Source organism: Hahella sp. NS-SX17 (assembly GCF_057367735.1).
In genome coordinates, this window is record NZ_CM170632.1 from 4,277,641 (window position 1) to 4,301,250 (window position 23,610).

9 protein-coding genes are annotated in these 23,610 nt (G+C 61.8%); 8 read left to right on the plus strand and 1 reads right to left on the minus strand.

Features of this window, described 5'->3' with window-relative positions:
* Positions 1-51 precede the first annotated feature (51 nt).
* The 6 genes from AC2IBB_RS18880 to AC2IBB_RS18905 all read left to right on the plus strand — a co-directional run bounded on the left by AC2IBB_RS18880 (position 52) and on the right by AC2IBB_RS18905 (position 22,164).
* Positions 52-4,683, plus strand: a complete 4,632-nt coding sequence (locus AC2IBB_RS18880; protein ID WP_486328307.1) for an amino acid adenylation domain-containing protein — start codon at positions 52-54, stop codon at positions 4,681-4,683.
* Positions 4,680-7,958, plus strand: a complete 3,279-nt coding sequence (locus AC2IBB_RS18885; RefSeq protein ID WP_486328308.1) for a non-ribosomal peptide synthetase — start codon at positions 4,680-4,682, stop codon at positions 7,956-7,958. The genes AC2IBB_RS18880 and AC2IBB_RS18885 overlap by 4 nt, the downstream gene beginning before the upstream one ends.
* Before the next feature lie 69 nt (positions 7,959-8,027).
* Positions 8,028-15,902 carry an amino acid adenylation domain-containing protein gene (locus AC2IBB_RS18890; protein ID WP_486328309.1) on the plus strand — a complete coding sequence of 2,625 codons (7,875 nt, stop codon included), beginning with the start codon at positions 8,028-8,030 and terminating at the stop codon, positions 15,900-15,902.
* A 139-nt stretch (positions 15,903-16,041) separates the two neighbouring features.
* Positions 16,042-17,733: a PhpK family radical SAM P-methyltransferase gene (locus tag AC2IBB_RS18895; protein WP_486328310.1), complete on the plus strand. Its 1,692-nt coding sequence runs from the start codon at positions 16,042-16,044 to the stop codon at positions 17,731-17,733.
* A gap of 70 nt (positions 17,734-17,803) precedes the next feature.
* On the plus strand, positions 17,804-21,250 hold the full coding sequence (locus AC2IBB_RS18900) for a non-ribosomal peptide synthetase (protein WP_486328311.1): 3,447 nt from the start codon (positions 17,804-17,806) through the stop codon (positions 21,248-21,250).
* Positions 21,247-22,164: a TauD/TfdA family dioxygenase gene (locus AC2IBB_RS18905; RefSeq protein WP_486328312.1), complete on the plus strand. Its 918-nt coding sequence runs from the start codon at positions 21,247-21,249 to the stop codon at positions 22,162-22,164. Before AC2IBB_RS18900 ends, AC2IBB_RS18905 begins: the two co-directional genes overlap by 4 nt.
* Positions 22,165-22,224: 60 nt before the next feature.
* Here the strand turns inward: AC2IBB_RS18905 and AC2IBB_RS18910 are convergent, their stop codons facing one another.
* Positions 22,225-22,443 (minus strand): hypothetical protein, encoded by a 219-nt coding sequence (locus AC2IBB_RS18910; protein WP_486328313.1) that lies wholly within the window; start codon positions 22,441-22,443, stop codon positions 22,225-22,227.
* Between the two features lie 90 nt (positions 22,444-22,533).
* Here AC2IBB_RS18910 and AC2IBB_RS18915 point away from each other — a divergent pair, with 90 nt between their 5' ends.
* The gene (locus AC2IBB_RS18915; protein ID WP_486328117.1) at positions 22,534-22,932 is read left to right on the plus strand and encodes a helix-turn-helix domain-containing protein; all 399 of its coding nucleotides are present in this window, start codon (positions 22,534-22,536) and stop codon (positions 22,930-22,932) included.
* Positions 22,933-22,954: 22 nt separating this feature from the next.
* Complete coding sequence (locus tag AC2IBB_RS18920) at positions 22,955-23,542, plus strand: IS630 family transposase (protein WP_486333974.1); 588 nt, start codon at positions 22,955-22,957, stop codon at positions 23,540-23,542.
* The last annotated feature ends 68 nt before the right edge of the window (positions 23,543-23,610 follow it).

The window sequence follows — 23,610 nt, forward strand, 5'->3', positions numbered from 1 at the left end:
TGAAGGCGTCAGATCCAGAAGTCCCTGAACAACAAGAATCGGACCAGGACCATGACAGTCACCAAGAAGGACATCAAGAACATCTACCCTCTGACCCCGGTGCAGGAGGGCATGCTGTTTCACGCGCTGCTGGAGCCCGAATCAAGCGCCTATTTCCAGCAAACCGCCTGGCGGCTGCGGGGAACGCTGGACGCGGACGCCTTTGAGCATGCCTGGCGCCTGCTGGCGCAGCGCCACGACCTGCTGCGCACCCTGTTTTCTCACCAGCAAAGCGATCAGCCCCTGCAGATCGTGCTGCATCAGCTGCCTCCCCGCTTCGAGCGCCAGGACCTGCGCCACATTGACTCCCTGCGCTCTGACGCCTACTGCCGCCACTTTCGCGACAACGAACGCCGCCAGGGCTTTGACCTGACTCAGGGGCCGTTGTGGCGCATCAGCCTGCTGCGCCTGGAGGATGACCTGTGGGAAGTGGTGTGGAGCCATCACCACATTCTGCTGGACGGATGGTCCTATGGATTACTGCTGAGCGAACTGCTCGCGACCTATCGTAGTCTGCGTAAAGGCGAAGACGCGGAAGCGCAGCTCAATCTCACGCCGACGCCCCCGTTCAGCCGCTATGCGCGCTGGCTGGCCACCCAGGATCAAGCCGCTTCAGCGCAATACTGGCGGACCTACATGGAAGGCTTTACAGAGCCGACGGAGCCGCCCTTTCGCAAATACCGCCCGGATGCAAAGCCGGAAAGCGCCGAGCTGAGCTTTCAGTTGAGCCAGGGCCAGACCGAGCGCCTGCAGAGCCTGTGCGCGCAACACGGGATCACCCTCAACGCCCTGTTGCAGGCGACCGTGGCGACCCTGCTGGCCCGTTGCTGCGATCAGGAAGACGTGGCCTTTGGGACCGTGGTGTCCGGCCGGCCAGCGGATCTGGCGGGCGTTGAGAATATGGTGGGGCCTTTTATCAACACCGTCCCCTGCCGGATTCGCGTCGATCCCGAGCGCAGTCTGTTGCAACTGGCGCAGACGCTGCAGCAGCGTCATCTGGCGTCCGCCCCCCATCATCACTATCCATTGGCGAAAATTCAGGCCGCCGCTGGTTTCGCTGGCCAGGATCAGGGGCTGTTCAATCTGGTGATGGCGGTGGAAAACTATCCGGTGGATGCTCTCGTGAAACGGGCCGCGGAACAGTCCGACCTGGGCTTCGCCGTAGAGGACGTGTTCAGCTTCGAAAAAACCCATTACGACTTCGACCTGCAATTCATGCCCGGCGAACGTCTGCAAGGCAAGCTGATCTACAACCGGAGTCGTTACGAACCCGCCTACGTGGAATCCATTCCCCTTATTTTTCAGACAATTATCGAGTCTTTTTGCAGTAATATCGAGATTAAGGTCAGCGCCATTCCTCTGCTCTCCGAAGCCAGTCTGGAGCTGCTGCGGGACGTCAGCGAAGGCTTATCCTGGCGGCCTGACAGCGACACGCTGATTGACCGCTTTCTGCGCCAGGCCCAGGCTTCTCCTCAGCGCATCGCGGTCTGTGATGGCGACGCGCAACTGAGTTATGAGACGCTGCGCGAAGCCGCCAACCGACTCGCGCGCCAACTGGCGGAGCTCAATGTCGCCGACGACGAACCCATCGGCCTGTGCACCGCCCGCTCGGTCAATCTGGCGGTGGCGGCTCTGGGGATAATGAGCGCCGGCGGCGCCTACCTGCCGCTGGACATCGCGCAACCGGAGGCGCGTCTGCGCCAGCAGATCGTCGACAGCGGCTTACGCATCATCGTCGCTGACCACGCGACCTTGTCGGCGCTGCGGGATATCGACGCCGGCGGCGCCATACATATCCTTGCGCTGCCGGAAGCGGCTCAACACCTGGAAGCTGCGCCGGAGCCGGCGTTGCAACGGCCGCTCAGTCCAGAGCAGCTCGCCTACGTGATCTACACGTCCGGCTCCACCGGCGTCCCCAAAGGCGTCGCCATTGAGCACCGCAGCCTGGTCAACCTGAACGACGCCCTCTGGGATATCGCCTATCGCCGCTACAGCCGCCCCATTAACGTGGCGCTGCTGGCCAACGCGGTGTTCGACGCCAGCGTGCAACAGCTGTTTCCCGCCTTGCTGCACGGACATCGACTACAGGTGGTGGATCAGGACTCGCGACAGGACGCCGTTCGCCTCACCGAGCTGTTTATTCAGCAACGCATCACCCTCAGCGACTGCACCCCCACGCTGCTGGCGATGTGGCTGCCCGAGCTGGCGCGACGCAGCGACGAACTGGCCCTGGACACGCTGCTGGTGGGGGGCGAAGCCTTGCCCAGCGCGTTGGCGCAAGCCTTTGGCGAGGCGTTGCCCGCCGTGCGCCTGATCAACGTTTATGGGCCGACTGAGTGTTGCGTGGACGCCACCGCCTACGTGATCGACAGCAAGCGTCCGCCCTTGTCGCCCTGCGTCCCCATCGGCCAGCCCCTGCGCAACACCCGCGCCTGGGTGCTGGATCGCTACGGCGCCCCGGTCCCGGCGGGGGTCCCGGGAGAAATCTTTCTGGCTGGCGCAGGGGTCAGCCGGGGTTATTTGAACCGGCCGGAGCTGAACGGAGAGAAGTTCGTCTTCCTCTCTTCTCCCTGTTCCGCTTCCGGCGCGGTTCGCTTTTACCAAAGCGGCGACCGCGGTCGCTGGACCATGGACGGCGCGCTGGAGTTCCTGGGACGCATGGACGATCAGGTGAAAGTGCGCGGTCATCGTATCGAATTGGGAGATGTGGAGACCCATCTGCGCAGCCATCCCGATGTAGCGCAGGCGGCGGCGCTGCTCGTCGCCCCTGACACGGAGAATGCAGCCGCCAGCGCCGAACTGATCGCCTACATTGTTTTAAAACAAGAAGTTGGCGCAGATAGTTTAAGAAAATACTTACAAGAACGTTTGCCAGAATACATGCTTCCCAGCGGCTATGTGGCGTTGAATGCGCTGCCCCTGAACGCCAGCGGCAAGCTGGACCGCAAGGCGCTGGCGAAGCAGGGACGCAGCGACCGTCTCGGCGTGACGACGTCGTTCGCCGCGCCGCAAAGCCCCCTGGAAACGCGACTGACGGGGCTGTGGGGCGAAATCCTGGGACAGGATCAGATCGGCGTGAACGACAACTATTTCGCTCTGGGGGGCGATTCCATCAAAGCCATTCAACTGGCCTCCCGGCTACACAGGGAAGGCTGGAAAATGGCCATCAAGGATCTGTTCGCCAACCCTACCATCGCAGCCCTGGCGCCCTGGATTGCGCCGCTGGAGCAACGCCAGGATCAGGATCTGGCCGCAATCCCGCAGGGTCCGGTTCCCCTCACGCCGGCGCAGAGCCGTTTTTTCCGGGAACATGGCGAGCACCCACGCCGTTTCAATCACGGGCTGCTGTTACGCAGCGAGCAACCGTTGTCCCCCTCTGCGCTACAGGCCGCGCTGGACGGGATTTATGCGCTTCATGAATCGCTGCGTCTTCGCTTCCTGCGGGATCACGACAGCCGTTGGATGCAGGAGGCCATGCCACTGGAGGATTCACCGGGAGTACAACTACGGGAAATTGATCTCAGAAACAGCAAAGACCTTCCCTCTGCGCTGGCTCACCAGGGCGAACAACTGCACGCCGCCATGGACCCGGAGAACGGACGTCTGTTCGCCGCCGCGCTGTTGCACTGCCCGGACGGCGACCGACTGTTGCTGGCGGCGCACCATCTGGCGGTGGACGGGGTGTCCTGGCGCATTCTGCTGGATGATCTGGTGCAAGGGTACGCCCAGGCCTGCGACGGCCAGCCCGTCGAGCTGCCGGAAGCCCCCGGATTCACCCGCTGGGCGGCGCAGCTGGCGCGCTTCGGCGGCGGTCGCGAACTGCAGGCGGACATTCCTTACTGGGCGGCGCAGGAGGAAACCCAAAGCCTCGACGACGCAGACAACGGCCCCTGCCGCTATGGCGACGCCCTGACTTTGATGCGGGAATTGGACCCAGCGCTGACCCAGGCGTTGCTGACTACCGCCAATCAGGCCTACAACACCACGCCGGAAGACCTGTTGCTCACCGCCCTGGCCCGCGCCATGGCGCCAATCGACGACGCAGCGGTCAATCTCAACCTGTTGATGGAGAGTCACGGCCGCGACCTGCTGGAGACGGATCTGGATCTGTCCCGCTGCGCCGGCTGGTTCACCAGTCTGTGGCCGCTGTCCCTGACCTTGCCCGGCGACCGCGAGCTGGACTATCAGATCAAGTCGGTGAAAGAGAGTCTTCGACGCGTTCCCCGCAAGGGCGCGGGCTACTCCCTGTTGCAGGAATTCGGCTGCGACGCCGCCACCGCGGCGCTGCGCTTCAACCTGCAACCGCAGATCAGCTTCAACTACCTGGGTCACCTCGACGCCCCTCTCGCTGACGCCAGCCTGAGTTTCAGCGACGAACCCTGCGGCGATTGCGTGCATCCCGACGCGCCTCGCCCCTGCGCCCTGGAAATCAGCGCGATGGCTCTGGGCGGACGCCTGCGTCTGCAACTCTGCATCGACCGCGTGCGCCCCCTGCTGGACGCCGACGCCCTGCTGACCTGCTGGAGCGAACAGCTAGCGCATCTGGCTGAACACTGCCTGGGCTGCGCCGGGGCCACCGTCACGCCCTCGGATTTGACTTATTCTGATATCAGCCTGGATGAGCTGGAAGGAATCATTTCATGATCAAAAAGGAAAACCTCAAGGACCTGTATCCCTTATCCCCCATGCAGGAAGGCATGCTCTATCAAAGCCTGCTGCATCCGGACGCGCCGGTGTATCACGAACAGGCGCTGTACCGGCTGCGCGGCGAGCTGCGGGTGGATCTGCTGGAGCAGGCCTGGGAGCGGTTATTCCAGCGTCACGACATCCTGCGCGTCCAGTTCATCGCCGAGAAAGTGTCCCGCCCCCTGCAGGCGGTGCTACATCAACGGGTCGGCGAGTTTCATTACGCCGATTTGCGTGAGGCGTCGCCGGATTTCCAGGAAGAGCTTATCCGTCAGGCGCAGGCGGAAGACCGCCAGCGCAGCTTTGATCTGCTGAAGGAGCCGTTGATGCGCATGCGTCTGCTGCAGCTGGCGGACGACCGCTTCGCCCTGTTGTGGAGCCTGCACCATATTCTCATGGACGGCTGGTGTCTGAGCCTGTTGTTGCGGGATTTCACCCTGATCTATGACGCCCTGCGCGAAGGTCGCCCCGTGGACTTGCCCGCGCCGCCGCCCTACAGCCGTTACATTCAGTGGCTGGAGCGCCAGGACGCGACCCAGGCCCGGAGCTATTGGCGCGGACAACTGGAAGATTACCATCAGGCCGCCCAGGTCCCACGGCAGCAGACCCTCGCACCCGCCAGCGCCGGCAAACGCACTTTCACCCACGCGCTGCCCAGGACGCTTAGTGAGCGAGTGCGACAGGCCGCTGCGGACTGGGGAATGACCCCCGGGGCGATCCTGCAAGCCGCCTGGGGCGCATTGCTGGCCCGCTACAACGATTGCGACGACGTGGCGTTCGGGACCCTGGTGTCCGGGCGTCCGGCGGAGCTTCCCGGGGCCATGGAAATGGTAGGCGTCTTCATTAACACCCTGCCCCTCCGTTTGCGCGTCGGTCCCGAGGCCACCTTGCGCGAACTGGCCCAGGCGACGCAGATGCGTCTGCTGGAGGCGGAATCCCGCCAATACTTGTCGTTGAGCGACATCCAAAGCCTGAGCCCTCTAGGCAAAGACCTGATTACCCATCTATTCGCCTTCGAGAACTTTCCCGCGCCAACGCAGCCGGAAGGCGCTTTCCGCGACGCCATTCAAGTGGAAAGCATCAGCAAACACGAGGACATTCCCTATGACTTCGGCGTCACCGCCACGCCGGAGCATGGCCCGGAGGGGATGACGCTGGTCATGCGCTTTCTGTTCAACCCGGCGCAGTTCGAAGGCGCCTTCGTCGAGCGCCTGAGCGGACACTATGAGCGCCTGCTGCGCCAGGGACTGGGCGCGAGCGGAGATCTGACCTCCCCATCGCTGCGGCAAATAGACCTGCTGGATGCAGCCGAGTACGACCGCCTGCGCGCTTTTCAGGGCGAGACTTATCCGTTGCCCTCCTGCGACAGCTATCTGGACCTGTTCGAGCAGGCCGTCGCCGCCGCGCCGGACAGCATAGCGGTGGAAGACGGGGAGCGTCGCATCAGCTATCGCGAGCTGGACGAACGCGCCAACGCCCTGGCCGCAGTGCTGCAGGAACGCTATGACGTGGGCGTGGAGGACCGCATCGGCGTCGCTCTACCCCGCAGCGCCGCCCTGCTGATCGCCGAACTGGCGGCGGGTAAAGCCGGCGCGGCCTTTGTTCCGGTGGACCCGGACTACCCACCCGAGCGCCGCCTGCGCACCTTCCAGCAGGCGCAATGCAAACTAGTAATTGGCGACGCCGAGGAAGCCGTATTGTGGCGTGAACATAGCCAGATTCCCTTCATCCCCCTGGACGCCCTCGCCCTCAACAGCCGTCGCGTTCAGGCCCCAGTCCGCGCCTGCGAACAGCGCAATCTGGCCTATGTGATCTTCACCTCCGGCTCCACCGGAGAGCCCAAGGGCGTCATACTGGAGCATCGCGGACTCATCAATCTGATCCAATGGAGCCGCCGTCAATTCGATATTCAGGCGGGCAAACGCACCACGCTGCTGGCGTCGCCGGCTTTCGACGCCTCCGTGTGGGAGTCGCTGCCGTCGCTGTGCGCCGGGGCGACGATTGTGATCACCCCGGAGGCGATACGACGGGATGTCGGTCCCCTGTGCGAGTTTCTGTATGAACAGCGCATAGATATCTCCTTTCTGCCTCCGGCCTTGTGCGAGGAAGCCTGCGCCAGCTATCCGCACCTGCTGCAGAACATCGTACTGCAATCCGGCGGCGATACTTTGCAAGGCATCCGTAACGGCGACGCCAGCGACCGCATCAAGGTCTCGAATAATTACGGGCCCTCCGAGTTCAGCGTGTGCGCCACCTCCTGCTATCTGGCGCCCCAGGAGCCCAGCCCCTATCCCATCGGCAAGCCCATCGCCAACGCCGAGGCGTTGATTCTGGACCGCCAGCAGCGCCTGGCGCCGTTGGGCGCGGCGGGAGAAATCGCCCTGAGCGGACCTTCCCTGGCGCGAGGTTACTGGGGACGCGCGGATCTCACCGCCGCGCGCTTCGTGGCGCATCCCTACAAGCCCGGCAAGCGGGTGTACCTGACCGGGGACAAAGGCCGCTGGCGCGAAGACGGCAATCTGGATTTCCTCGGACGCATCGACGACCAGTTATCCGTGCGCGGACACCGCGTGGAGCCAGCAGAGATAGAACACCTGCTGTCCCGTCATGAACGCGTGCGCGCAGCGGCGGTGGCGGCCACCCGGGGCGCGGATGGACATACCGTACTGGCTGCCTTCGTCACGCCCCGCAGCGCGGAGGACTCGCCGCTGGACCTCAACGACATCCGCCAATGGCTGGCCCGGCAAGCGCCCGCTTACATGACCCCGGCGCTGTTGCGGGAACGGGGCAGCCTGCCCTTGAACGCCAACGGCAAACTGGACCGCAAGGCGATCCAGCGCGAGGCGGAGCAACTGCGCGCGGATGCGCCTTACGAGGCTCCGCAGACAGAGACGGAGAAGCTGATCGCGGACATCTGGAGTCAGGTGCTGGACCGACGTCCTATCGGCCGCAACGATCATTTTCTGGAACTGGGCGGACATTCTCTGAGCGCCACCCGTGTTCTGTCTCAACTGCGCGGGCGCTTGCGGCGCGACCTGCCGCTGGCGCTGCTGTTTGAGAAGACAGCGCTCAAGGATCTGGCCGCCGCCATTGACGCAGCCCGGCCCGTGACGGCGGAGACGTCTGCAGCAGGCATTCGCCCCGCCGATCGCTCTCGCTACGCCGTTGGCGCGCCGAATACAGAGAGCCGGAGCCCGGAAACCCAGAACCCCGCGGCAGCGGAGTCATCCTGAAGACCGGATAAAACAGACCACAACCATAACGACAACCCAAAGAACATAATAACGAGCAAGTACGCCGCTATGACCGAAGCCTCCACCGCCGTACAGATTTATCAATTTCCGCTGTCCTTCGCTCAGGAACGCCTGTGGTTCCTGCATGAATTCGAAGGGGACAACGTCGCCTACAACATCAGCGCCGCCTTGCAACTACAAGGCCCTCTCGACCCTACTGCCTTGCAGCGGGCGCTGGATACGCTGGTTTCCCGTCATGAAATCCTACGCACTCTGTTCGTCAGCGAAGGCGGACGGCCGGCGCAGCGGGTGTCGCCCTCTCTGCCCGTCGCCATCGAGCGGGTATGGTTCGCCGACAGCGATCTGGAGGTCCGTAAGACCCGCGCGCAAGCGTACTTCGTGGAAAAAAACCGTCGTCCCTTCGATCTCTCGGAAGGCCCCCTGCTGCGCGTCACCCTGGTGGAGCTGGACAGCAGCCGCGCCGGCAGCCTGAGCTGGCTGAACCTGTGTATTCATCACATTATCGCGGACGCCTGGTCCGTGGGCGTCATTGTGCGGGAGCTGGCGGCGCTGTACCGGGCGGCCCTGCGCCACCGCGCCTGCGAAATGCCGCCGCCGGCGCTGCAATATGCGGATTTCGCCGTGTGGCAGCGGGAACGCCTGCAAGGCGAACTGCTGCAGCAGGAGCTGGACTTCTGGCGTCAACAGCTGCAGGGCGCGCCGGCGCTGGTGAATCTGCCTTTGGACTTCCCCCGCACTCAGCAACCCTCCCCTGACGCGGATTGCGTCCGTATCGACCTGCCGCCGCGTCTGGCGCTTCAGGCCCGACATTTCGCCGGGGCCTCCGGCGCCAGCCTGTATATGGTGCTGCTGGCGGCTTTCAACGTATTGATCGGCCGTCTCAGCGGCCAGCAGGATGTGGTGGTGGGCAGCCTGATCGCCAACCGCAATCAGGCGGATGTGGAAGCGCTGATCGGCTTTTTCGTTAACACCCTGCCTCTGCGTTGCGACCTGTCCGACGATCCCAACTTCCGCGAGCTGGTGCGCCGGGTCAAACACACCGCGCTGGACGCCTACAATCACCAGGATCTGCCGTTTGAACGCATGGTGGAGGCGCTGCAACCGGATCGCGACCTCAGCTTTCCGCCTCTGATCCAGTTGCTTTTTGTATTGCAGAACGCGCCCATGGACGCATTTGAACTGGAAGGGGTGCAGGTGACGCCGCTGCGTCTGCCGCAACCCGGCCAGATCCGCTTTGATCTGGAAGTGTACGGGGAAGAGGACGCCCATGGTTTTCATCTGGACTTCTGGTTCCGCTCCCAGTTGTTGCGGAAGGACTCCGTACAACGTATGGCGCGGCAATACCTGACGCTGCTGGATGCGGCGCTGAATCAGCCGCAGCGTCCCGTACTGGGCCTGCCCATGCTGGACAGGGACCAATACGGCGAACTCAGTCGCGGGCTGTTTCTGGAAACCCAACCCTATCCCGATACGCTCTGCATTCACCAGTTGTTCGAACGTCGCGCCGAGCTGCATCCCGAGCTGACCGCCGTCATGCGGGACGGGCGCTCTTTCAGTTATGGCGAGCTGAACCGCCGCGCCAATCGTCTCGCGCATCGGCTGATCTCACAGGGAATCAGGCTGGAGGAGCGGCTGGGCGTTTGTCTGGACCGCTCTCTGGACATGGTGGTCGCCCTGCTCGCCATCTTCAAAGCCGGCGCCAGCTATGCGCCTCTCGATCCGACCTATCCCACTGAACGCATCGCCTACATGCTGGAGGACAGCGGCGCGCGACTGACCCTGACCCAGCGCTCAGCCTGCGGTCGATTGCCGGAAGGCGTCGCCACCCTGATGCTGGACGACCTGGAAACCCTGACCGCGGGCTGCGGAGACAACAATCCTGAGCGTCCTGTGGCCGCGGACAATCTGGCCTATGTGATCTACACCTCCGGCTCCACCGGACTGCCCAAAGGCGTGGCGATTGAGCACCGCTCCGTCGGCGCGCTAATTCACTGGGCGCAGACCCAATACCATCTGGAGGAGCTGGAGGAAGTGCTGGCCACGACGTCTATTTGCTTCGACCTCTCCGTGTTCGAGATTTTCGTTACCCTGTGCAGCGGCGGCCGCGTGCGCCTGGCGGACAATATGACCGCGCTGGCGGAGCGCGTGGGGGATCTGGAGGCCTATTCCAGGGTCAGTCTGATCAATACCGTGCCTTCCGCCATTCAGGCGCTGCTGCGCGCCAACGCCGTGCCGCCGCAGGTGCGCACGGTGAACCTGGCGGGCGAACCGCTGAAGCAGGAACTGGTGGAGCAACTGTACGCATTGCCGCATATTCGTCGCGTCTACGACCTCTATGGCCCCTCTGAAGACACCACTTACTCCACCTGCGCCCTGCGTCGCCCTGGCGGCAAGGCCAACATCGGACGCCCTGTCAGCAATACTTTGATTCATATCGTCGACGAGAATCTGCAACTGGTTCCTCGCGGCGTGGCGGGTGAATTATTGATCGGCGGCCACGGCTTGGCGCGGGGCTACCTGGGCAGGCCGGAATTGACCGCCCAGCGCTTTATCTCAAACCCGTTTTCCAGCGATCTCAGCGAGCGGCTGTACCGCACCGGCGATCTGGTGCGGGTGAACAGCGAGGACCAACTGGAGTATCTCGGACGCATCGACCAGCAGGTGAAAGTGCGTGGATTCCGCATAGAGCTGGGAGAAATTGAATCATGTATCAATAGCTTGCGAGATAATCATGAGAAATTAGTTAAAGACTGCATCGTGTCTGTGATCAAGGACGACAACCTCGGGCCTTACCTGGCCGCCTATGTGGTCGGCGCGCCTGGGCGCAATATCGACGCAGATGATCTGAAACGACGGCTGGCTCGTCGTCTCCCTGGTTATATGATCCCGGAAGCGGTGATCGCTTTGGACGCCATCCCTCTGACCGCCAACGGCAAAACCGACCGCAAGGCGCTGCCGGTTCCGCAACGCAGCGCCCGGGAAGTCGAATATGTGGCGCCGGGCGCCGGGTTTGAACAGGCGGTCGCCGATGTGTGGGCGGAAGTGTTGCAGCAGGAGGTCATTGGCGTGCGCGACAATTTCTTCCATCTCGGCGGCCATTCCCTATTGGCGACTCAGATCATCGCCCGCCTCAATCAGCGCTTCGGCGCCGGCCTGACCGTACGCAACCTCTTCGAATGTCCCAATGTAGCGGAATTGGCCGCGCTGGTGCGCGAGCGCAACGCCGCGACCATTGCGACGCCCGCCGAAAAAGCCGCCCGTCGTACGCCTGCTGGCGGCGCCCGCAGCGCCACCCTGGCGCCGGCGCAGATGCGTCTGTGGTTCCTCAGCAAGATCGACGGGGGCAGCAGCGCCTACAACCTGCACATGACCGTACGCATCAACGGCGAACTTGACGCTGACCGCCTGCGGGAGGCGTTCGCCTGCGCCTCAGCGCGGCATGAAATTCTGCGCACCACCTTCCACGAAGATGAAACGCTTGGCGCGGATGGCGCGCCCTATCAGCGCATTCATCTGGACCTTCCCTGCGATTTTCTGCAGGCCAGCGTGGAGTCTCACCCCTCAGACCGGCGAGAGGCTGAGGCGGAACGACTCGCCGTGGAAGCGGCGCAGACGCCTTTCGACCTGAGTGGCGGCCCCCTGGTGCGGGTGCTGCTGGTGCGGTTGGCGCCGCGACGCCATGTGATGTTGCTGACGATGCACCATATCATTTCCGACGGCTGGTCCATCGGCGTCCTGTTCAACGAGGTGAAAGCCTTCTATCAGGCTATCGACCCGGATACTTCAGGCCTGAACGACACAGCGACGCTCAATCTGCCGCCGCTGTCCCTGCAATACGCCGACTACGCCGCTGAGCAGGTATTGCGTCTGGAGCGGCCGGAAGCGCAGCGACAACTGGAATACTGGCGGTCGCAACTGGCGGATGCGCCGCCCCTGCTGGAACTGCCCCATGACCGTCCGCGCCCGGCGCAGGCGGACTTCACCGGCGACACCCTGCCTTTCCATATCGACAGCGGCCTCACTGCAGCATTGCGGCGTTTCGCCGACGCCGCCGGAGCCAGCCTGTTCATGGTGAGCTGCGCCGCCTTCGCGGCCCTGATGAAGGTGTACAGCCGGCAACGGGACATTGTCATCGGCGCGCCGGTAGCGAATCGCACCCGTCCCGAACTGGAGCCGCTGATCGGCTTTTTCGTGAACACGCTGGCGCTCCGAATTCGCAGCAAGAAAGAATTTACTTTCAATGAGTTGCTGACTGAAGTTAAAGCCGTCTCTCTTGACGCTTATGAGCATCAGGACCCGCCATTCAACAAAGTGGTGGAGTCACTGGAGCTGGATCGCACCCTCAATCACAACCCCGTGTTCCAGGTCATGTTCGTGTTGCAGAACGCCCCCACAGTGACGCGGGAAACGCCGGATCTGGAGATTACGCCATTCCCGATCCGGCAGCAGCGCGCCGCTTTCGACCTGCTGTTCTCCCTGACCGAGTCCCAGGGACAGATACACGGGGAGGCGGTCTATAACCGCACCCTGTTCGACCGCGCCAGCATTGAGCGCATGTTGGGGGTGTATCTGAGCCTGCTGGAGCTTTGCGTCAACCGCCCGGATGAACCGGTGCTGAGCCTGCCCCTGGCGGCGCCGGCGGAAATTCCCGCCCAGCCCGCCCAGGGGGCGACGCCCTTGCCCTCCCTGATTCAGGATCAATGCGAACGCACTCCGGACCTGGAAGCCCTGAGCTGGAGTCCTCAGGCTGACGCGCTGACGGAATGGTCCCGACTCCATTCCCACGTCAGCTACGGAGAATTCGCCCGCCTCGCCAATCAGGCGGCGGACTGGCTGCGGGAGCAAGGCGTAACGGGCGGCGATGTGATTGCGCTCTGGCTGCCCCGCAGCCCGGAGCTGTTTGTGCTCAAGTATGCGGCGCTGAAGATGGGCGTCGCCTATGCGCCGATCGACCCTGAATTCCCTTTGCCCCGGGTGCGGCAGATGGTGGAAAGCGCCAGACCACGCCTGCTGGTGGCGGTGAACGCACAGCACGGCTGGCGAGATGCGCCCTGCGCCATCGCACCGCTGCCGCAAATGTGGGCGCAACTGTCCCGTCGCCGCGCGGAACCGCCGCCGCTGCCGGATCAGGACTGCATCGCCTACATTTTGTACACCTCCGGCAGCACCGGCGCTCCCAAAGGCGTCGCCATGCCCCAGCGCGCGCTGGGCAATCTGGTGGCCTGGCATCGCCAACATCCCCGTCTGAGCGCGCCAGCGCGCACCCTGCAGTTCGCCGCCGTCGGTTTTGACGTCTGTTTTCAGGAATTCGCCGCCACGCTGGCCTGCGGCGGCTCCCTGGTGCTGTGCCCGGCCCCTTTGCGGCAGGACCCGCGCGCCTTGATGGCCTTTATTCGGGAGCAAGGGGTAGAGCGTCTGTTTCTGCCCTTCGTCGCTTTACAGCAGTTGGCGGAGACCATCGCCGAGGATGACGCAGTCCGGGATCGCAGCTCCAGCGATTTACTGCGCGATATCATCACCGCCGGCGAGCAGTTGCAGATCAGCGCGCCGGTGCGCCGCTTCTTCCGCGAGCGCCCGCACTGCCGTCTGCATAATCATTACGGCCCCACCGAAGCCCACGTGGTGAGCGCCTTGCAGCTGGAAGAACAGCCGGAGCGCTGGCCAGTGCTGCCGGGCATCGGCGCGCCCCTGCCCGGCGTACAACTGCATATCTTCAACCAACTGGGTCGCCCCACTCCCACTGGCGCGCCCGGCGAGCTGTACATCGGCGGCGTTTGTCTGGCCCAGGGCTACGTCGGACGAGACGATCTCACCGCCGAGCGCTTCCTCACCACCACTGTCATGAGTTCCCATGGCGAGATCAGTCAGCGACTGTACCGCACTGGAGATCTGGCGCGGCGCACCGCTAAAGGCGAGTTCCTGTATCTGGGGCGCATTGATGAGCAAGTGAAGATTCGCGGATTCCGGGTGGAGCCCGGTGAGCTGGAGGCGGTGCTGAACAGCCATGACAACGTCAAGGCCGCCGCAGTGATCGCCCGGGATGACGGCGCCGGCATGCGCCTGCTGGCCTATGTGGAGCCCCGACGCCTGGAAGGGTTCGATGCCGCCGACCTGCGCGCCTGGTTGCGCAAGCGGGTGCCGGACTACATGGCGCCCGCCCGCATCCTGACCCTGGAGAAAATGCCCGTCACCGTCAGCGGCAAAATCAACCGTCGCGCCCTGCCCGCGCCGGACGCCCTGATTGAAGGGCCGGAATTGCTGGCGGAACCGCGCAGCGCCCTGGAGCGCAATCTGCATGACATGTGGAGTGAACTGCTGGCGCAGCCGCGTATTCATATTCGCGCCAATTTCTTTGAGCTGGGCGGCCACAGCCTGTTAGTCACCCGTCTGCTCAACCGCATCCGCGCGCGACTGGGGGTGGACGCCTCAGTCAGAGACGTCTTCGAGAACCCCTCTATCGCCGAGCTGGCGGAAAGACTGACCGCCCTCGCGCCCGCCGCCCCGGATGATGACGGCGAACGGCTATGCGCGCAGGAGCGGCCCGCCGCGCCGCCGCTTTCCTTCGCCCAGGAGCGCTTGTGGTTTCTGCATCAACTGGAAGGCGCCGCGGCGGGTTATAACATGCCCATCGCCCTGGAGCTGAAAGGTCCCTTGGATGCGCAGGCGTTGCGCGACAGCTTCCGTGACATCATCGCCCGCCACGAAGTGCTGCGCACCCGGTTTCATATGGAGGGAGACGCGCCGGTGCAGGATATCCAAAGCGATATCGAGCCGGACTGGCGTTTTTTCGACCTGTCCGCTCTTCCAGAACCGGAACGGGTTGCGGAAGTCGGCGAGCTGGCGCGCCAGGAAGCCAACTACGCCTTTGACCTGGAGAGCGACCGCCTGCTGCGCATTCGCCTGGTGATGCTGGAGGAGCAGCGCCATGTGCTGCTGGCGACCATGCATCACATCATCTTTGACGGCTGGTCCAACGGCGTGTTCGTGCGCGAGTTGCAAGCCTTCTATCACAGCCGTCGCACCGGCGCCGCCGGTTTGCCGCCGATGCAATTGCAATATGCGGATTTCGCCTGCTGGCAGCGCCGCCTGCTGACGCCGCAACGGGTGCAGCAGCATCTGGACTACTGGCGTCAGGAGCTGCAGGACGCGCCGGAGGCCATCCGCCTGCCCCGTCGTCCTCACAGCGAGGCCGCGGGCCTGTGCGCCCTGGCGGTGCAGGATCTGCCCGCGCCGACTCTGACCGCGCTGCAGGCGTTCAATCGCCGACAGGGCAGTTCTCTTTACATGACCATGCTCGCCGCCTTCGCCGCCCTGCTGCAACGGCTCAGCGGACAGTCGGACATTGTGGTGGGAACGACTGTGGCCAACCGCAACCGGCAGGAGCTGGAGAACCTGATCGGCTTCTTCGTCAATTCGCTGCCGATCCGTTTGCGCCTGGACGCCAGCGCCAGCTTTCTCGACCTGCTGGCCCAAGCGCGCGACAAAGCCCTGCAGGCGCAGGCGCATCAGGAGCTGCCTTTCGACCTCCTGGTGCGTTCGCTGCAATCTCCCAGGGTGGCGGGCCGACAGCCTATCTTCCAAGTTGTGTTCGATTTCCAGAATGGGGATGCGCCGGCGGTCGCCGCGCCGCCCAAAGCCGTTTTCCTGGATGATCTGGAAGTCACCTATCTGCCAGGACAGCGAGGCTCCGCCAAATACGACCTGGTGCTGTCCGTCAGCGCCCTGCCGGAACAGGTGCGCATTATCTTCGAATATGACCGTGAGCGTTTCACGGCGGAAGAAATCGCCGCCTTGCAGGAGCACTATCAACACCTGCTGGAAACTGCCGCGCAACGTCCCGGAGACAGTCTGCTGTCCCTGGCCGGCGCCGACGGCAGACCCGCCACCGGCGGGGCGGATGCGGCGGAGGAGTTTGATTTTTAGAACCAGAGCATGATTTCTAAGCGACCTGAACAGGTCTCAGCGGCTGAGCAAGGGCAGTACAGCGCGAGCCAATAACAATAAAGACCCGCCGCTTGCAAACAGTAGTGATGCGGCGGGCTAACAAGGAAGGAAAGCGGATATGATCGATTGCCTGATTGTCGGAACCAATATGCCGCCCACTCCCGAACACGTGGAGATGGTGCGTTCCGTCGATAATCACGGCGGCGCCTGGCGCGACCTCCGGCTGGCCTTTGTGGAGCACCAGGGACAGCCGTACACGGCGCTGGATTTGATTAATCATATTTATGACGAAGCCGGCCAGTCTCACCAGCAGTTCAACAACCTCGATTTTCTCTGGCCGGCGGTGAGCTACCTGGCGTCTTTTCTGCGCCGGCGCGGCTTCACCGTGGACTGGATCAACCTGTTCCAGCGGGAAAAAGAGGAGATGCGCCGCATCCTGCTCAGTGGTCAGGTGCGCACGGTGGCGGTCACCACCACGCTGTATGTGTCGCCCCAGCCGATGATCGAGGTGATCAAATTCGTGCGCGAGCACAGTGACGCTCATATCATCGTCGGCGGCCCCTACATCTCCGGACAGGCGGAAGTGCGCAACGCCGATGAGCTGTCCAGTCTTTTTGAATATCTGGGGGCGGACACTTACGTGATCAGCTCCGAAGGCGAGCAGGCGCTGGCCCATGTCATCAGCGCCCTGCAAAAGGGAGAGCCGCTGGACGGCGTCGCCAATCTGGCCATTCGCGATCCCAAAAGCCTGTTGCGGCCTTTTTCCCGCACGCTGGTGGAGACCGAGTACAACCCCCTGGAGGAAAACGCCATCGATTATGGCCTGTTCCCGCCGGAGCAGTTGTCCCAGTTTATCTCCCTGCGCACCGCCAAATCCTGCCCCTACAGCTGCGCATTCTGCGGTTTTCCGCAACGGGCGGGCGCTTACAAGACCCTGGCGCCGGACCTGGTGGAGCAGGAGCTGGATCGCATCGCCGCACTTGGCAATGTGGACACCCTCACCTTTCTTGACGACACCTTCAACGTGCCGAAAAAGCGTTTCAAGGAAATCCTGCGCCTGATGATCCGCAAGCAGTACGGCTTTCACTGGAACTCCTTTTATCGCAGCGACCAGGGTGATTATGAAACCATCCAGTTGATGCGCGAGGCGGGCTGCGAAGGGGTGTTTCTGGGCATTGAATCCGGCAGCGACACCATGCTCAAGAACATGAACAAAACCGCGCGCCGACGCAATTTCGCCGAGGCTATACCGCAGTTGCAGGCAGCCGGTATTTCCGCCCACGCCAGCCTGATCGTCGGTTTTCCCGGCGAAACCGAAGACACCATCCGGGAAACGCAATCGCTGATCGAGCAAAGCAAACCGGACTTCTACCGCGCCCAATTGTGGTATTGCGACCCGCTGACGCCCATCTGGAAGAACCGCCAGGAGTACGACCTGGAAGGCAACGGCTTCTCCTGGCGGCACCGCACCATGACCAGCGAGACCGCCTGCGACTGGGTGGAGCGTTTGTTCTTCGACATTCGTAATTCGACCTGGTTGCCCCAGCACGGATTCGAACAATGGTCTACTTTCTATCTGCAGCGTCGCGGTTATTCCCGGCAGCAGGTGATCGACTATGTGGCCTTATTCAATTCCGCCATCAAGGCGCAGATGGCGGACCCTACGCTGAAGACGATTCCCGCGCCGATATTGCAGCGCATGCGCACTCTGTTGTTGGAAAAAACCACGGATGACGCTTTTATGGCGAATATCCATCATAGAAGTAACGAGACAGTCAGCCAGGACGCTTTGGAAAGCTTTGCTTTCTAGGGCGGTTGCGCGGTCGGCGACCATAACAATAACGCCCCCATGAACGGAACAAGGAAAATAAGGAAAGACCATGGCGCAACAAGAAAGCAGTTTTCTGCTTGACGCAAACTCACTCGCGGCAAGGGATTACTGGCGCAAATCCCTGACCAAGGCCATCGGCCCCAGCAACCTGCCCCGCGATTACGATCTTCCCCATAAAGGTCCCAAGTCCTATCAGATCTACGGCCACGCGCTGGACAGCCATCTTTACGATCTCATCATGAAGATCAGCAAGGGCGGACACTTTCTTATTTACACCATTCTCACCGCCGGCGTGCAGCTATGCCTGCAGCGTTACAACCAGGCCATCTCCAGCGATGGCGACGCTGGCGGCGTCGAAACCCTGGTCAGCGGGTCGCCGGCGCGGCGGGAGGAAAACGGTTCTGAACCGGGCTTTATCAACGCCCTGCCCATCATCAACAGCATTGATCCCGAGGCGTCGTTCAAGACGCTGCTGCTGCAAACCCGTTCGCAGCTTTTAGACGCTTACCAGCATCAGCATTACCAGTGGCGGGAGATGGCGGAGGACTTTGGTCTGCCCTGGCGTCACCATTGCCCGCTGTTCGACGTGGCGGCCCATTACGACGCATTACACGGCGAACTGCCCGCCCATCTCAACAACGACGTCACCCTGAGTCTGTTGCAACGGGCCGGCTCCTTCAGCTTCTCTATCGCCTACAACGAATCACGCTTTCATCTGCATCGCATCGAGCTGTTCGCCGAGCACTTGCAGCAGGTGCTGACCATGGCGCTGGAGCAGCCGGATTTACCGGTCAAACAACTGGATATGCTTACCACCCGCGACTGGAGTCTGCTGGCCAGCTTCAACCTGACCGAACAGCCGGCGCCCGCCAACGCCAATGTGCTGAGCCAGTTCCGGGAAGTGGTGTCCCGCTATGGCGGGCATATCGCTCTACAGACGCCGGGCGTGCAGTTGTGCTATCGCATGCTGGACGAACAATCGAACCAGCTGGCGCGGGAGCTGCAGGCCTCCGGCCTGGAAAAAGGCGGCTTGGTAGGCGTTTGCTGCCGCCCGGGCTGCGATATGGTGATCGCGCTGCTGGCGGCGCTGAAAGCCGGCGGCGCGTTCCTGCCGCTGGACCCTGATTACCCGGCGGAGCGCCTGCGCTATATGGCGGAGGATTCCGGCTGTCGCCTGTTTTTAGTGGAAAGCCCGGACGTGGACGCGCCTTTCATTGATATTTTGGAGGAGCGCGGCGGTTCGGTGATTTATCTGGACGACATCACCTCCTGGCGCCACCAGTCGTCGCGGCCTCTGGACTATGCGCCCGCCGCGAACGCAGCCGCCTATATGATTTATACCTCCGGCTCCACCGGCGCGCCCAAAGGCGCTTTGCTGCATCACAGCGGCTTGATCAACATGCTGGAAGCGCATATCAAGGCGTTCAGATTACGCAGCGACAGCCGGGTATTGCAGGTGGCGTCATTCAGTTTCGACGCCGCAGTGTCGGAAATTTTCACCGCCCTGTGCGCCGGCGCCCGTCTGGTGCTGGCGCCCCGCGACCGCATCATGCCCGGACCTGACCTGGCACAGGCGCTGCGGGAGTTTGAGATCACCCATATTACGCTGACGCCTTCTTCCCTGGCCCTGCTGCCGGAGGATTCCGCTCCCGGACTGCAAACCCTGGTGGTGGCGGGGGAGCCCTGCCCGGCGGATCTGGTCCCGAAATGGAGCAAGGGTCGCCTCATGATCAACGCTTACGGCCCCACGGAAGCGACGGTCTGCGCCACTCTCGGCGAAGTAGTGTACAGCGGTCTGCCGCCGGATGTGGGGCAACCGATTCAAAATATGCAGTGCCATTTGGTCGACGCTCTGGACCGTCCCTGCCCGGTGGGCGCGCCTGGCGAGCTGCTGATCTCCGGCGTCGGCCTGGCCCTGGGCTATCACAACCGACCGGAGCTGAACGCCGCCCGTTTCGTGGAGCTGGCGCTGCCCGGGTTGTCCGCGCCACAACGTTACTATCGCAGCGGCGACCGCGCGCGCTGGCGTCCAGACGGAGCCCTGGATTTGCTCGGCAGAACGGATCGCCAGTTTAAAGTGCGCGGTTTTCGTATTGAGGCGGGGGAACTGGAAACGCAGTTGCTGAGCCAGGAGGACATTCAGCAGGCGGCGGTGGTCGCACAAGGCGAAGAGGCGGACCGACGCCTGCTGGCCTATGTGGTTCTGACCCGTGCGGCGAGCAAAGGCGAGGTGCAGACGGAAGCCATTCTGGCCTATCTGCGCGAGCGCCTGCCCCCTTACATGCTGCCTGACCTGCTGGTTCCCCTCGACGCGCTGCCGCAGACGCCCTCGGGCAAAACGGATTACGCAGCGTTGGAAGGCATGCACGCCGCCGCCTCGCAAAACGAGTTCGTCGCCCCCCGGGATGACGTGGAGCTGGGGGTCGCGCGAATATGGGAACGTTTGCTGGAGCGCAGCCCAGTGGGCGTGACGGATAACTTTTTCGCCCTGGGCGGCTTCTCTCTGTTAGCGGTGCGATTGATGAGCGCGATTCAGCAGGAATTTCATGTCGCCCTGCCCCTGACCACGCTGTTCCAGCATCCATCCGTGGAAAAGCTGGCGGAACAGGTGCGCAGCGCCCGCAAAGCCCATCCCGAAGACTGGTCTCCCCTGGTGACGCTGACCGCCCGGGGTGAACGATCGCCCCTGTTCTGCGTGCATCCCACCGGAGCCTCGGTGCTTTGCTATTATCATCTGGCCGCCAGCCTGGGAGAGGATCGCCCCTTTATCGGCGTACAGGCCCGGGGCATAGAGGCGGAGCAGATACCCTTCGACAATATTCCTGACATGGCCGTGTTCTACGCCGATGCGCTGTGCGAACGCCAGCCCACAGGTCCGTTCTTTCTGGCGGGATGGTCATTCGGGGGCGTGGCGGTGTTCGAGGTCGCCCGCGTGTTGCAGGAACGGGGTCGGGAGATCGCTTTTCTGGGCCTGCTGGACGCCTACGCGCCGCACGTATTCGACGGCGGCTTCGCCGCTCATGACGATGCGGAAATCATCAGCTCTCTGCTTGGCGGCATCGCGGAGGTCGACCCGGAAACCTTGCGCGGCCTGTCCACGGAAGATCAGTTGCAGGCGGCCATTCAGGCCACCCGTGAAGCCCAGGCTCTGCCCCAGGGATTCAGTCTGGAGCAGGCGCGACGCATTCTGCATATCAGTAAGTTGAACTACCATGCGGTGGAGTCCTATCAGCCGCAGCCTTATAACGGCAAGGTGACGTTGTTCCGCCCTCTCGGGGAGGAGCAACTGGCGAAATCCGTATGCCCTGACGATCCCAGTCTGGGCTGGTCCAAGTGGGCGCAACGGGGCGTGGAGGTGGAGTACGTTCCGGGACGGCACCAGACCATGGTGCAGCCTCCCAATGTGGAAACCTTGGCCACCCGTCTGCTGGCGCATCTGCAGCAGGCGGAATCCTTTACTCCCATGAAGACGGAACGGAAGGAGCAGACAGCATGACCACAACCTCACCCATTACCTATCGCATTCCCACCGCCCCGCGCAAAACCCTGGTGCGCCAGCTCGCCTTTACAGGCCACTTGGTCCAGGCCCACCCCGGCGACGCCCTTGACCATATCAGCGCGGATGACTTTCATTTCGCCATGGAGCAGAAAGGCGTCGCCTTGTTTCGCGGCTATGAAACGACGCCGGAGCGTTTTGGCGACTTTGTGGAGATATTCAGCTCCCGTTTGATACTCGATCCCACCCGGCAATCCTATGACCGCCGAGTGCAGCGGGTGCTGTCGGGAACCCCAGGCATTGAGCTGCACAGCGAACACAGCAACAGTCCCTTCACCCCGGATTACATCTGGTTTTATTGTCGCCGCGCCGCCGGCGACCGCGGCCAGACGACCTACTGCGACGGTCTCGAAATCTGGCGCTCCCTCAGCGACACCAGCCGCACTTTCATCGAGAATGTCCGCTTTATCTATCATCGCGTGTTCCCGGAGATGTTCTGGAAAGTGTTTGTGGCTTTTATGATCAATGAAGATATTCCGGTGGAGGAGATCAACCGCGATCACCTGGAAACGTTGTTCAGCGGCCTTGAAGGGGTGCGAATAGAGCTAACAGCGGACAACCAGCTCGACTTTAGCTACACCACCTACGTCTATAACCAACTGCCTGGCGGACGCCAAGCCCTGGCCAACAGCCTCACCGGCCCCTACCCCGGCCAAACCGTCACCATGGACGACGGCTCCCCCGTCCCACACTGGCTAATGGGAGAACTCAAATCCCTGTACGACCTCCACACCCGGGAAATCCCCTGGCGCGACGGCGACATCGCCGTCCTCAACAACAAACGCGTAATGCACGGCCGCCGCCCATCGGAAGATATGGGAAGGGAATTGTTTTCTGCGTTGAGTTATGGGTGACGGGGGTTAGTTTTCAGGCCTCATCTCCATTAATCTGGAGGGTGAGGCCTGGCATGAAGGTTAGCTGACAGCCTCGACTCTTTCACTCCAGAACTCTGGCAACTCTATGTCAAATCCGCCCTCATCGTCATCAAACTCGCAGTTAAAAACACCTTTCCGCAAACCGGCTTTCAAATTACTGAGGTGCTCGCGGAGGCTCGGCGCGAAAGAGCTGACTCCGTAGTCCTCCGTCACAATAACGATCTCTGTTTCCTGATTGTCTTTGAAGAATAACGCCATGTAATAGCCATCCCCATCAAAGTAGCCAAATAAAAATTTCCTAATAAAATAGGCGACTTACGACCACCCGAACTGATCATATTTTGCACCGTGAAGTACGTCAATCATCTTAAGCCTGCCGAAATCAAAACACTAACTGATGGATTCCGTTACAGCCCGAGCTCCCGCTTCCGTATTCGCTGTCACGCCATATTGCTCAGCAATAAGGGGTATAAAATCGATAAAGTTGCCGACATTATCGACTTCCACCGCAACACCATTTCGATCTGGATTGAGCAGTGGGAAAGCATGGGAATATGTGGCCTCATTAGCGACGCCTCCCCGGGAAGGCCGCCCATTTACACGGAGCAGGAACAAGAAAGGGTTTGTAAGTGGATTGACGAGCAGCCCCAACAACTACGAGACGTCCAGATACGTCTGGAGAAAGAAACTGGAAAAAGCGCTAGTCTGGAGACCGTTAAACGGAACTTAAAAAAAATCAAAGTATAGCTTCAAGCGATTCCGCTTTTCGCTGCGCGCGCTTCGGGATGAAGACGCCTTCCGCCAGTTTCAGGGCTTTGTGAAAGATCTTCAATCCTGGGAGGATGCGGGCGAAATCGAGCTTTACTACTTTGATGAATCAGGCTTCAGTCAGCGTTCCAACTTACCTTATGGCTGGAGCCCTGTGGGGAAGCCGACGCAAATGAAATCCTATCCACACAATAAGAGACTGAACGTTCTGGGGTTTATGAGCCGCCGCCAGAAGCTGATATTCCATACAACCGAGGAGCGGGTGGATTCCGCACAAGTGGTGGCGCTTTTTAATAAACTGGCGGAGAGTAAAGATCCACTAAAGAATGCTGTGGTGCTCCTGGACAACGCCTCCGTGCACCGATCTGCAGAGTTTCGTCGGCACAGGTGGGACTGGATGGACAAAGGCATATGGCCAATCTATTTGCCGAAATATTCACCGGAGCTAAACCTGATAGAGATCTTGTGGCGAAAGGTGAAGTACAGCTGGCTGCCTTTGGATTCGTATGAGACTTTCGACAGGCTGAAAGAGTCAGTGAACGACATCCTGTCAAAGTTTGGACAGGAATATAAGATTAATTTCGTTTAAGTACTTACTGCACCACCATGAAGCATACATTAAATTGCCTAGTATGAGAGAATTAATATAGTAACTAA